The 12154-nt window shown below is 66.4% G+C and carries 13 protein-coding genes and 2 tRNA genes; 5 read left to right on the top strand and 10 right to left on the bottom strand.

The features are described 5' to 3' along the window. Positions 1-22: 22 nt before the first annotated feature. The 4 genes from NNX35_RS07145 to NNX35_RS07160 all read right to left on the bottom strand — a co-directional run bounded on the left by NNX35_RS07145 (position 23) and on the right by NNX35_RS07160 (position 2696). Positions 23-1180 (bottom strand): acyl-CoA dehydrogenase family protein, encoded by a 1158-nt coding sequence (locus tag NNX35_RS07145; RefSeq protein WP_255867371.1) that lies wholly within the window; start codon positions 1178-1180, stop codon positions 23-25. A 172-nt stretch (positions 1181-1352) separates the two neighbouring features. Further along, positions 1353-1428, bottom strand: a tRNA-His gene (locus NNX35_RS07150). A 140-nt stretch (positions 1429-1568) separates the two neighbouring features. Further along, complete coding sequence (gene orn, locus NNX35_RS07155) at positions 1569-2171, bottom strand: oligoribonuclease (protein ID WP_255766482.1); 603 nt, start codon at positions 2169-2171, stop codon at positions 1569-1571. Between the two features lie 51 nt (positions 2172-2222). After that, complete coding sequence (locus NNX35_RS07160; protein WP_255867372.1) at positions 2223-2696, bottom strand: hypothetical protein; 474 nt, start codon at positions 2694-2696, stop codon at positions 2223-2225. Between the two features lie 379 nt (positions 2697-3075). Between NNX35_RS07160 and mptB the strand changes: the two genes are divergently transcribed. After that, the gene (gene mptB, locus NNX35_RS07165; protein ID WP_255867373.1) at positions 3076-4620 is read left to right on the top strand and encodes a polyprenol phosphomannose-dependent alpha 1,6 mannosyltransferase MptB; all 1545 of its coding nucleotides are present in this window, start codon (positions 3076-3078) and stop codon (positions 4618-4620) included. Here the strand turns inward: mptB and NNX35_RS07170 are convergent. Further along, positions 4583-5848, bottom strand: a complete 1266-nt coding sequence (locus tag NNX35_RS07170) for a glycosyltransferase family 87 protein (protein ID WP_255862882.1) — start codon at positions 5846-5848, stop codon at positions 4583-4585. The genes mptB and NNX35_RS07170 overlap by 38 nt on opposite strands. Positions 5849-5966: 118 nt before the next feature. On the opposite strand from NNX35_RS07170, the gene NNX35_RS07175 reads away from it, so the two are divergent. Then, complete coding sequence (locus NNX35_RS07175; protein ID WP_255766478.1) at positions 5967-6386, top strand: DUF3224 domain-containing protein; 420 nt, start codon at positions 5967-5969, stop codon at positions 6384-6386. A 13-nt stretch (positions 6387-6399) separates the two neighbouring features. Here NNX35_RS07175 and NNX35_RS07180 read toward each other — a convergent pair whose 3' ends face one another. The 5 genes from NNX35_RS07180 to NNX35_RS07200 form a co-directional block, all read right to left on the bottom strand. Continuing rightward, a complete protein-coding gene (locus tag NNX35_RS07180) occupies positions 6400-7137 on the bottom strand; it encodes a M50 family metallopeptidase (RefSeq protein WP_255867374.1) in 738 nt (245 codons plus the stop codon). A gap of 20 nt (positions 7138-7157) precedes the next feature. Further along, positions 7158-8036, bottom strand: a complete 879-nt coding sequence (locus NNX35_RS07185; protein WP_255867375.1) for an anti-sigma factor — start codon at positions 8034-8036, stop codon at positions 7158-7160. Beyond that, positions 8017-8589 (bottom strand): RNA polymerase sigma factor, encoded by a 573-nt coding sequence (locus NNX35_RS07190; protein WP_255766475.1) that lies wholly within the window; start codon positions 8587-8589, stop codon positions 8017-8019. Before NNX35_RS07190 ends, NNX35_RS07185 begins: the two co-directional genes overlap by 20 nt. A 62-nt stretch (positions 8590-8651) precedes the next feature. Further along, positions 8652-9308 carry a class F sortase gene (locus NNX35_RS07195; protein WP_255867376.1) on the bottom strand — a complete coding sequence of 219 codons (657 nt, stop codon included), beginning with the start codon at positions 9306-9308 and terminating at the stop codon, positions 8652-8654. Positions 9309-9394: 86 nt separating this feature from the next. Next, positions 9395-10222, bottom strand: a complete 828-nt coding sequence (locus NNX35_RS07200; protein ID WP_255766472.1) for a DUF4397 domain-containing protein — start codon at positions 10220-10222, stop codon at positions 9395-9397. 263 nt (positions 10223-10485) lie between these two features. On the opposite strand from NNX35_RS07200, the gene NNX35_RS07205 reads away from it, so the two are divergent. The 3 genes from NNX35_RS07205 (at position 10486) to NNX35_RS07215 (ending at position 12047) form a co-directional block, all read left to right on the top strand. Then, positions 10486-10558, top strand: a tRNA-Arg gene (locus tag NNX35_RS07205). Between the two features lie 362 nt (positions 10559-10920). Continuing rightward, the gene (locus NNX35_RS07210) at positions 10921-11523 is read left to right on the top strand and encodes a single-stranded DNA-binding protein (protein WP_255867377.1); all 603 of its coding nucleotides are present in this window, start codon (positions 10921-10923) and stop codon (positions 11521-11523) included. A 110-nt stretch (positions 11524-11633) separates the two neighbouring features. Then, positions 11634-12047 carry a hypothetical protein gene (locus NNX35_RS07215; RefSeq protein ID WP_255867378.1) on the top strand — a complete coding sequence of 138 codons (414 nt, stop codon included), beginning with the start codon at positions 11634-11636 and terminating at the stop codon, positions 12045-12047. Positions 12048-12154: the final 107 nt, after the last annotated feature.

Raw genomic sequence — 12154 nt, forward strand, 5'->3', positions numbered from 1 at the left:
GTGTTGGTGCCGGGAACCGGGCTCAGCGGACGATGCCGCGTCCGATGACTTCCCGCATGATTTCGCTGGTGCCGCCGAAGATGGTCAGCAGGCGGGCGGCCAGGAAGACCTGGGCCACCGGGTATTCCAGGATGTAGCCGTAGCCGCCGTGCAGCTGCAGGCAGCGGTCCGTGATGGACTTGGCCCGTTCGCTGGCCCAGAGCTTGGCCTTGGCGGCCGAGACGGCGTCGAGCTTTCCTTCATTGAACGCAAGGATGGCCGAATCGACGTAGGCTTCGGTGACTTCAACCTCGGTGAGGATGTCCGCCAGTGCAAAACGGCTGTTCTGGAAGTCGGCGATCCGGTCCCCGAAGGCGTTGCGGTTCTTGGTGTATTCCACGGTGGCTTCGTAGACCTGGCGGGCGACGGCGGAGGAGGCGACGGCGATGGCCAGCCGGCCCTGGGGAAGCTGCCCCTCGGCGTACTCCAGCCCGCGGCCGACGTCGCCCACAAGGTTGGCGGCCGGGACGTGAACATCGTCGAAGAACAGTTCAGCGGTGTCGGAGGCCTTCAGGCCCATCTTGTCGAGCTGGCGGCCGGTGCTGTAGCCCTCGGTTTTCTCCACCATGAACATGCTGAACGAATCGCGCTGTCCGCGGCCGGTGCCGCCGTCCGTCCGGGCAAGGACCAGGGACGCATCGCCGCTGATGCCGTTGCCGATGAAGGTCTTCTGGCCGCTGAGGCGCCAGTCGCCGTCGTCGGTGCGGACCGCCTTGGTGCGGATGCCCCGGAGGTCGCTGCCCGCTCCGGGCTCGGTCCAGGCCACCGAGGTGACCAGATCTCCGGACACCATGCCGGGCAGCCAGTGTTCCTTCAGCTCGTCGGAGCCGTAGGCCAGCAGGTGGGGGAGGACCATGTCGTCATGCAGATGGAAGGCGAGGCCGACGGCGAGGTGGTTGGAGCGGGCAAATTCCTCGTCCATCACGGCGCGGAAGCGGTAATCCGGCATGCCGGCGCCGCCGAATTCCTCGGGGACGGCCAGGCCGAGCAGGCCCTGTTCGCCGGCGGCTTTCCAGAGCCGGCGGGGCATCATGTGCGCGGCGTCCCATTCCGGGTATCCGGCGGCGACTTCGCGGGCATCGAATTCCCGGACGACTTCCCGGAACAGCTCATGGTCCTCTTCGAACAGTCTGCGCTCCAAGGCGGCGCCTCCTCATTGATAAGCCACGCATAGGCGTATGGGGTTCAGTGCGGGCCATTGCCCACGGGCGCCGTGCATTAGGCACTGCACCGCTAACAGTGAAACACAAACATAAAAGGCCGCCCCGGACTAATCCGAGGCGGCCTTTCGAAGCTGGAACCGCCAGCCTCATTGGGGTGAGTAACGGGGGTTGAACCCGCGACCTCCTGGACCACAACCAGGCGCTCTGCCAACTGAGCTATACCCACCATGTGCCTCAAACGTTCATCCGCGAAGTCCAGGCGAGTGGTCTTGCGGACTCATTTATCTGAGGCAGCGGAATCAAGCTTACACGGTTTTTGGAGTGCTTTTGACACGTCCGGCGCCGAGCAGCACTTTTGTGATGGAGCTAACTCGAAATTCCTGCGGCAATCTTCTTCGCAGTGGCGGAATCCGGCCCCGGCGCGGGGACGAAAACAGCCTCGCGGTAGTAGCGCAGCTCATTGATGGAATCGCGGATATCACCGAGGGCACGGTGGCCGCCGTTCTTCGCCGGCGCCTGGAAGTAGGCCCTCGGATACCAGCGGCGGGCCAGCTCCTTGATGGTGGATACATCGATGATCCGGTAGTGCAGGTAATCGATCACTTCGGGCATGTCGCGGGCCAGGAACATCTTGTCCGTCCCCACGGAGTTGCCGGCGAGCTGCGCTTTCTTGGGCTCGGGCACCCACTTGGTGATGTATTCGACGACGGCGGCCTCGGCCTCGGCCATGGTGATGCCGTTGGGCAGTTCGTCCAGGAGCTTGGAGGTGGTGTGCATCTGGCGCACAAAGTCACCCATCTGCGCCAGCGAGGCGTCATCGGGCTTGATGACCACGTCCACGCCGTCGCCGAGGATGTTCAGCTCGGAGTCCGTGACGAGGACGGCCACTTCGATCAGGGCGTCGTTCTTGATGTCCAGACCGGTCATTTCGCAGTCGATCCAGACCATACGTTCATTTGTTATTGGCACTCCTCCAATGTACCGCTTTCGACCACCTGGTCCCTGGAAAGGGTCCGGAGGCTAAAGGCTGGAGTGGCTGCGCTGGCGCCGGTCCGGAAGGGCGTTGTCAGCGGTGGCGTAGCTTGCCGGCACGCCGGACAGGTAGGGCTGCAGGGGAATCTGGCCGGTGTCGGGCGGTCCGAAGGTACGGGTCCAGCGGCTCGGTTCGGCGGGCATCAAAACCGGGGCGGCGGCAGCACGCCGTCCGTGCGGCGCATTTCGGGCCCGGTCTGCGGAGCGGGGACGGGCATGCGCAGCGGCCGCTCCAGCGGATGGGGGAGATGCAACTGCAGCCGTGGGCGGGGCGGGCGAGGGAACGATTGCCGGAGCCGCCCGAGCACGCACCGCCGGAGCCGGCAGGGCCTGAGCGGGAACTGCGGAGGCTGCCGCCGTCGTCGTACGCGGCGGAGCGAAGAGCCAGCTGAGCCCGAAAGCGAGGAACAGCAGCGCCGACGCGGCGGTCACGGTGCCCCAAGGCACCTCGACCCACAGCATGGCGACGACGGCAACGGCAGTGAGGAAGACACCCCACGCCAGCAGTTCCGGACTGCGTCCCTGCGGTAGTGCGGGCCGCGCTGCCGCAACCCGGATCCTTACGGGTTTGTTTATCTTTGTTGCCCGGTGGCGCCCCACAGCCAATACCGCCTTGCCTCGTTTGTCACAACAGAAACACCAGTGTAAGCGACAGTGGTCCGGCTCACAGGATTGACGGCGGCCGCGTCGGCTACGACCCGGGCAAGCGCAGGGCCCGGTGCTAATATCAGCCTGTTACGGTACCCGGGCATTTTCATGCCCGCATTCGAAGCAGGTACCGGACCCTGACTGCCGACAGGCCCGCAGGACACAGTGTCACCCAGAGATTGGAACCACGTAGATGACCGCCCAGGTCCCCGCGACCGAGCCTTCGTCTCCTGGCACGGAGATAGCGAAAGCCGACCGCCCCAACATCGCGATCCTGCAGGGGTTCATCGGTTCCCTTTTGATCCTCTTCGGATCATTCGGCGTGGGCTGGCTGTCGCTCGATTCCGCCGCTCTCCGGAGCAATCCGCTGATTATCTGGATGCGCTTCGATCAGCCCATCGGCGCCGTGGCCGCTGTGCTGATGCTGGCAACGGGCGGGATGCTCCTGGTGCGGTCCTGGCTGCGGCTTGGCCAGCGGATGAAGGGGTGCTGGGGCCCGGAATCGCGTCCGGTGGTACTGCGCGCCGTGATCGCATGGTCGGCACCCATGTGCGTTGCCCTGCCGCTGTTCAGCCGCGATGTCTTCGCCTACATCGCCCAGGGGCTGGTGATGGTCAGCGGGTTGAACCCGTACAAGGACGGCTACTCCCAGATCTCCAACTACCTGCAGCTCGGCGCAGATGATCTCTGGGCCCAAAGCCCCACCCCTTACGGACCGGTCTTCCTCTGGATCGAGGAACTCGTGGTCCGGATTACCGGCGGCCAGCCTGAGTTCTCGATCCTGCTGTTCCGGCTGATAGCGCTGATCGGCGTCGCGCTCTGCGTCTATTACGTGCCGAAGCTGGCCGAGCTGCACGGCATCAACCCGAACCGTGCCCTCTGGCTGACCGCAGCCAACCCGCTGTTCCTGGTGAATTTCATCGCCGCAGTCCATAACGATGCCCTGATGATCGGCCTGGCACTGGCCGGACTGTATCTGGCCGCGACCAACCGGGCCCTCGCCGGCATCCTGCTGGTGACCCTGTCCATCGGCATCAAGCCGATCACCATCATTTTCCTTCCGTTTATCGGCCTGCTGTGGGCCGGAAAGAACGCGTCATGGCGGCGGAAGTTTGCCTACTGGTTCATGACTGCGGGCATTTCCCTGGGCCTGCTGTGGATCATGGGCCTGATCAACGGCTTCGGCTTCGGCTGGGTGGGCGCCCTGAGTACGCCCGGAAGTGTCTGGATCTGGTACGCCCCGGTGGGCTTCGCCGGCATGCTGGTGGCAACGCTGGGCAACGCCTTGGGACTGCCGGGCTGGACCCTGGCCGACATTGTCCACACGATCGGACGCGTGGCCTCCGTGGGGATTGTGCTGTGGCAGATGTTCGTGGGGCAGTACAGCCGCCTGATCAGGCGGCTGGCGCTGGCCTTCGCCGCCATCGTGATGCTGGCACCGATGATCCAGTCCTGGTACGTCGTGTGGCTCATCCCGCTGTTCGCCGTGACGGGCCTGCGGGATGACTGGCAGGTGAAGACGCTGTACCTGTTTGTTTCGTTCTTTATGGTCTACGCCATCAGCGACCAGCTCGATATCTGGCCCTACTTCGAGTTCAGCCTCAGCGCGGCCCGCCAGATCGCCGCCGTGATCGCGCTGGGCTTCGCCCTCTACCTGATCTTCCTGGATCCCAAGACCAAGGTCCTGTTCCGCAAAAAGCTTACGGAGCCTGCTCCGGGCGAACTGCGGACGCACTGAGGCTGTCGCCGCCGGCCCGGGTAAGGCGGATGACCCGGGCCACCGACCAGCCGAAGAGCACCAGCAGCAGGATGTTGCGGGCGGTCAGGAGCAGGGCCACGGCAATGTTCAGGTCGTTGTACAGGGCAGAGTAGAACATCGGATAGACCAGCGTGGTCAGCGCGGCAATCGCCGGCATAAGTACCCCGGGCACCTTCCAAGCCTTGCCTTCCCAGGCCAGTCCGACGGCGACCACGGCGCCCAGCCACAGCATGAACTGCGGCGACCCCACCTTGTTGAACACAATGAACGCGCTCACCAGTGCCAGCGAGCCGGAGATCAGCAGGGCACGCGAATCGGCCCCGCGGCGCAGCGCCCAGATGAGCAGTCCGACGACGGCGAGGGCAGCCAGCGCCAGCAGCGGCGTCATCAGCGCGGCCACGGGCTCGCCGAGGGCGCCGCGGACTTCGCGGGTGTTGATGACCTTGTCTTCGAAAATGTACGCGTCGGAGGATCCGAGGATCGCCTGCCAGAGCCCCGGCGTGGTGAACGGCGCTTCCATCTGCATGCCGCGGGCGCCCTGTTCACCGATGAAGCTCAGCAGGTGGGAAAGGCCGCCGGACAGTGCCACGGCGACGGCAATGACCGCCGACACGGCGGCACCGGTGGCCAGCAGGGTGAGGCGTTTCTTCCACGCCACGAGCACCGCGAGGATCACGGCGGCGGGCCAGACCTTGATCCAGGTGGCCAGCGACAGCAGGGCCGAGGCAAGGACGGGACGGGTGGCAAGGAAGAGCAGGCCCATGATCACCAGCGGTGCGGTAAGTCCGTCCACGCGCCCCACGGCAACCGGGCCGAGCAGTGCAGTGACGGCCAGCCACCAGTAGGCGGACGCGATGCCCTGGGTCCCGGCGCGCCGGGCAAGGACCGCGACGCCGGCCGCGTTCAGGGCGGTGAAGAGCAGGAACCAGGTGAACTGGTAGGCATCGTAGCCAAAGGCCGCTGACAGGACCATCGGTATGAGCGCCGCTATGGGATAGACCCAGCCGCCGTCAATCCCGACCCAGTAGCCGTTCTGGATTCCCGAGAACGCCCACAGCCGGTAGAAGCCCACATCACTGAGGACGTCCCCGCCCAGGATGCGGGTGGCGAGGGCGGCAAGGAAGCCCAGGTGGACTACGGCAAATACCGTCCAGAGGGTGGCGGGGCGGAGTAACCGATGATGCTGGAATGCCGATTTCCGGGTCATGCGAGGGTGGTGCTCCTTAGGTAAATCCGTTGCCGTGCCGCGTCCGTGCACAGCGATAAGGCTACCCAAGCGCGGCACCCGGCATGCAATCCGCCGTCGGACACGGGATACTGGAGTAATGACCGACCTAACTGAAGAAGTGATTGTGGCGGATTTCGACGTTTCGGAGTGGGAACCCACGCCGTACCAGGTGGAAGGAACCAACAGCGAACTCTCCACGGTTCGGGCGGTGAAGATCTACGAGGGTGACATCACCGGGACGTCCGTCGCGGACCTGATTATGGCCGGCAACTCCGTGGGGGCCGGCTATGTGGGCTCCGAGGTCTTTGCCGGAACCATAGCGGGCCGCTCCGGAACCATGGTCATCCAGCACTGGGGGCTGGCCGAGGGGACTGCGACGGCGAGCTCCGGGCACATCATTCCAGGTTCCGGCACCGACGATCTCGCCGGCATCTCCGGCAAGGCCATCTACACGCAGGAAGAAGACGGCCAGCACCGGCTCGAGCTGCGGGTGACGTTCCCCGCTCCCCAGGCCTAGGCCCGCGGTCGGACTAGGCACCCAGCGCGGCGAACACCGCCGTCGCGAGCGAAGCGGCAATGACCAGGGCGAATCCCGCCAGCCACAGGGCGGCAGGAACCCCGGTACGCCGGAAGAGGATGTAGGCGTCGGAGCTTTCAAGGTTCCGGCGCCGGCGTGTGTGGACGCTCAGCACATTGAGCCAGTCCCGGACAGCGCCCACCAGGAGCGCGATACCGGTACACATGGCCACATAGCCCGCCACCGGCGGGGCAGCGAACCAGACCAGCAGCACCGAGACGGACGCGCAGCCGAAAGCAATCACGAACCCCTGGCCGTTTCGGATGAACAGCAGGGCGGCAACCAGGACCAGGGCGCTGAGCGACAGTGCCGCACCCGACCAGCCGCCGAGCGCTGCCAGCACCAGGACGGCCCCGACCACGGCCGGAACGGGGTAGCCCCAGAAGCCGGCCCACGCCGCTGGGAAACCGCCCCTCCCCAGGGAACGCATGTCTCCTGAGTGGTCAAAGCGGAGGCGGATGCCCTTCACTACCTGCCCGGTCATCAGTGCCGCGAAGGCATGGCCGAGTTCATGGACAAATGTCACGAATAGCCCGAACCACCGCCACGTTGTCCGGGGAACGCTCAGCAGTGCGGCAGCGGCGGCAATCATCAGCAGCACCCCGGGCTCGGGTTCCACGGCCGGAACGCGGTCGAAGCCGGCCAGGACCCGCGACCACCACTCGGCGGCGACGCCCAGGGACTCATCCACGGACGGCCGCCGGTGCGGGCTTAGAGCTCGAGGACCCCGCGCAGGATGGAATCGCCGGAATGGGTGGGGTTGCCGTCAAAGGGCTCGTCCGAGATATCAACAATTGGGTACTCATCGAGGTCAAGATTAGCCGGAATGGTGAACCGGCCTTCCGTGCCCTCCATCGTCCCCAGACTGACCATGCGCTGCACGTCAGGGGCGATCAGCCAGACTTCGCGGAACCCCTGGGCATCGGATCCGCTCGCCGTGACTACCAGCTCGCGTCCGCCGTCGGAACGCTGGTCCACCTCGGCCCGACCCGTTTCCGAATAGGCAGGCAAGGGGGCCAGCTCCACCGCGGCAATAACTTCGCTGCGGTCTGCCAGGATCCGGGAGACACCCCAGGTGCCCGCAGCTGCCAGCACCACGGCCGCAGCAGCGGCACCGAGGACCTGCGGCAGCCGACGTCGTTCGCGGCGCTTCCGGGCGGCTTCCAGCGGAACCGGCGTCGACCCTGTCGGGGGTGACTGCAGCGTTGCCGGAGACGGCGCCGATCCGGTCTCGGCGTTCTTGTCGGATGGAGACGATGCCTGCGCAGCCTCATTGGACGCAGCCTCATCGGACGGAGTCTCTCCGGACGCAGCCTCTCCGGACGGAGCCGCGGCAAGGGGATCGGCGTCAAAGGGATCGGCGCGCACGGCATCCCCGAGTCCCAACCGGGCATGGATGGAGTCCCAGACCGACGACGGCGGCCGGGGGAGCCCCTCGGGAACTGACGTGGTCCTTCCGGCGGTCACAACGCGCTGCAGCGCGGTGACCTCGGCGGTGCACTCGGCGCAGTTGTCGAGGTGCGCCGTGTCCTGTGGACCGGCCTCGCCGAGGGCGCACAGGGCCAGCGCTTCAGGTGGCAGATGCTGCATCGCTGACCTCCAATCGCTGCCGGAGTTGGACAAGGCTTCTTCGAATATGGCTCTTTACGGTACCCAACGGGAGTTTCAGTGTTTCCGATATCTGCTGATGTGTCAGGTCTTCATGAAAGGCCAGGCGGAGGATGGAACCCTGGGGTTCCCCGAGCCTGGCCAGTTCTGCATCAAGCACCACGCGGTCTGCCACGCCGTCGGGATCAGGACCGGCGGGCGGAACCGGGTTCCTGCCGGACTCCGGAACTTCCATCAGGGTTTCCGAAGAACGGCCCCGGGCAGTGGCCATGCCGACCGCCACGTTCCGTCCGATCCCTACCAGCCAGGCGGCGAGGGTGGAGCGGTCCGGTGCGTAGCTGTCCCGGTATTTCCAAGCCCGGATGAACACTTCCTGCACGGCGTCGTCGGCTGCGCCCTGATCGAGCAGTTTGCGCATCGCCAGCGCGCGGATCAGGGGCGAGAACCGACGGTAGGCCTCTGCCAGCGCCGCTTCGTCCCCTGCCGCAAAGGCATGGTCCATCGCGGCGTCGCGATCTGAGGCGCCCGTGGGCATCAGTGCCGTTCTCCTGCCGTGCGGGGCTGCGTCCGGTATGCGGCAGCTCTCTGAGGTAGCCACTATGGTACGGGTACGGCGGTGAGCACAACGTTGTCTTCATAGTCACCTACCGAGTCCAGCCATCTACCGCCGCACGTTACCAGTTCCAGCCGCGGTGCACCGTCACGGTCGAAGAGATTAAATTCGTCGAGTGATGCCTTGGGAATGTTCTGCACCTTTTCGGTCGTGTATTTCACGACGGTTCCGTCGCTGCGGGTCACGGTCACGGGGGTGCCGGCAGGGACATCGTCCAAGCCCGCGATGGGAAGTTCCTCGGTGCGTGAGTCCACATGGGCGGCCAGCACCGCTGCCCCGCGGGAGGATCCGGGCGCGGGTCCGTAGCGGTACCAGCCGGCCTGGTAATGGTTGTCCGGCAGCGTCATGGCTCCGTTCGCTTCCTGCCCCACCGGGATCACCTCCAGCTCGATGCCGGTTCCTTCCACGCTGACCCGCACGGGCTCGGGAACGGCTTCCGCCGGGGTAGGTACGGCGGGCCGCACGGGTATGTCAGTGGCGGGGACGGTTGGTGCCGCCGTCGACGCCGGCGCGGGCGCCGTCGTTACCGAATCCGCCGGGGAAGCGGTCTCGGGGGCGCCGCTGCAGGCCGCCGTACCGCCCAGGATGCCGGCGGAGAGGCAAGCCGCTGCGGCGAAACGTCGCAGGGGAACAACGGGCATGGATGGACCTCCGGAAAAGGGTGGCCCCGGTGCTGCGGCGCGGAAAGGGGGTGCGCCGCAGCACCGGGGGATCGGGCGGGTGCTGCTTAGCTGTCGCTGACCGTGGAACGGCGGCGCAGCAGGGCGGCACCCAAGGTGAGCAGCGCGACGCCGCCGACAGCGGCAGCCGCCGTCATGGTCTGGTCATCCCCGGACTGGGCAACCTGCTCCAGTGCACCCGGAACCGCGTGCGGCGCGGAGTGCAGCCCCTCGATGGTCTGGGTGGCGAGGGCCAGGTTTCCTGCTTCGAGCGAACCCCACGCGTAGACAATCGTGTTCGTGCCTTCGGCCAGGGCGAGATCTGCCGGACCGATCACCGGAGTGGTGGTGCCGGCTGCAGCGACCGAAGCGGAAACCGTTCCGGCATCCACGGTCAGCGCTTTCTCATTGGGGTTGGTGAGGCCCTCGATCACCGGTGTGCCGCCGGCCAGGACGTCGACGGCCGGTGCGGCGGCCACGTGGCGGACGGTCAGGCGTGACTTGCCCGCGTCGACGGCGGATGTGTCATTGGTGAACAGGTTTGCCGTCGGGTTGCCCGAGGCATCCAGGTTGGCGGTGGCGGTGTAGTTGCCTCCCGCTGCCAGGTCAGCCGAGACCGGGCCGATGATCGGGGCGGAGGCGTCGGCGGCGTCGGCGGCCGTGATGGCCAGCTGGTAGTTGCCGCCCGGCAGCTCCAGCGGCCCGGCAAGATCACCGGGCATGAAGTCATCCAGGGTAAGCGTGCCGTTGACGTAGACGTCCACGGGAGTGTCCGGGACGCCGTGCAGTACCGACAGTTTTGCCGTGTCGGAATCAGCAGCGGATGCCGGTACAGCCGAGAAGGCTGCGGCGGCACCCAGTCCGAGGGTCGCGAGAGCGGTAGCGGTCTTGCGCATGGTCTGAGCTCCTTGATCTGCCGCACCTTTCGGGTACGGGTTCCGTGACTTACACCCCTACTACTTCCGGTGGGATCGTCTTGGATGCAGAACCGGCGATAATTTCCGCAGAAGTTTTTCGAGGAGCCGGGCCGGGGACTTCGAGGAGCCAAATCCGGGACGGTGGCGGCGGGTATTAGCCCGGGACGGGCGGCCCGCAGCAGCGGGGTGCGGGAACGGACTCGGACGGGAGCCTGCGGCGTCCGTAGTATCATCGTGTGGTTGCCCCCGTAGCTCAATGGATAGAGCAACGGCCTTCTAATCCGTAGGTTGCGCGTTCGAGTCGCGCCGGGGGCACTCAGCAGGATCTGTTGCAGCGCCCCGGCGGCGGCGTGGGCTTCGCGCTTTGGCTGCCCGGCGACGCCAAGCCCGCGTAAACGCCCCGCCGGCCGTCCCATCGGTCCGCGGCGACCCCACCTTCTTGGCATGACGTTCGCCGAGGCAGGGCACATGGTCCGGGGACTGACAGCTCTTCCTCCACAGGACCGGCAGTGCCCCTTCCCGCCTTACGCGGTCCACATTCCGGCCCTTCCCGAGGGCACGCGCACGCACATCGGTGAAGACTCGCACGCACCGGCGGACCAGCCGGAACGCATGAGGGCGACACTGCGCATCGTCAAAGCACAGGCGCCGCGGTACCGAACCGAAGGCAGGAAAACATGAGTGACACCATTACGCTCCGGGGCTACGTTGCCACCGACCTCCGTCAGAACACCACTGACAATGGACTCGCGGTGGCGAGCTTTCGAATGTGCACCACGGAGCGCCGGTATGACCGTGACACCGGGGGATGGCAGGACGGACAGACAAACTGGTACGCCGTCAGCCTGTTCCGCCAGCTGGCCACCAACGCCGCGTTCAGCATCCACAAGGGGGACCGGGTAGTAGTGACCGGCCGGCTGCGCCTGCGGCAGTGGGTCACGGAGGACGGTCGCAGCGGCACCAGCGCCGACATTGACGCCGACACGGTGGGCCATGACCTGATGTGGGGGACCGCCAGCTTCCGCCGCACCACGTCCGCCGGCAGCGACGCATCCGGCGTCGGCGGCGGTATCGACGGCGGGATGGCCGGCGGAGCAGGAACGGACGACGCCGCCGGGCCCGGGTCTCACGAGGATCTTGAGTCCGCGGAGTCCCTGGGTCGGATTGATGCGCTGACCGGTGAACTTCTTGATGCCGTCGCCGGGGACAGCCTGGCCGCGGAGGACAAACAGGCGGAAACCACGAAGGCTGCCCGTGAAGGAGCTGCCGCGCCGTATTGAGAGCGCACCCCTATATCCCGGGACCCCTTTTGTCCGCGCAGCGTAATACGTGGCACAATCGCCGGATGAACCCCCGCCGCAGAGCCCGACCGACCCCTCCCGCCGCTGGCATGGCGGCCGGGTTCCTGGCGCTCGCGGTCGGGCTTTCCGGCTGCGGATGGCAAGGGAAAAACACCGAGGAACCTGCGCCGGCGGGATCGACCGCGCCGGGATCGACCTCGGCGGAGACACCCTCGCCCCATGCCGCGATCACCGAAGTACTGGAATCCGAGTTGGGAAAGCTGGCTGATTCGGATTCGCTGCCGGACGGGGAAGCGGTGGCTGCGGCGTTTGCCGCGGCCGGCTTCCCGGCGGGATCGGTGGAAGTTTCGGCTGACAGCACCCCGACCGGCCTGGAGGTTGACTCGATCCAGGCTGCGGCTGTGCAGGACGGGGAATGCATTTTCGGTGAGGTCCGGGACGGGTCGGCCTACGTCACAGTGTTGCCGGTGTTGTCCGGCGGCGGATGCTTCGTCGGGAACTGACCGGGAACTGACCGGGAACTGACACCGGAATCAACCCCCATGCAGGCACCGGCGCGGAGTCGGATCAGCTGTCCGGACCGGCAGGCCGACTCAGCCGGGGAAAGCCC

This window comes from Arthrobacter sp. zg-Y844, from assembly GCF_024385465.1.
In the GTDB taxonomy this organism is placed as follows: Bacteria; Actinomycetota; Actinomycetes; order Actinomycetales; family Micrococcaceae; genus Arthrobacter_B.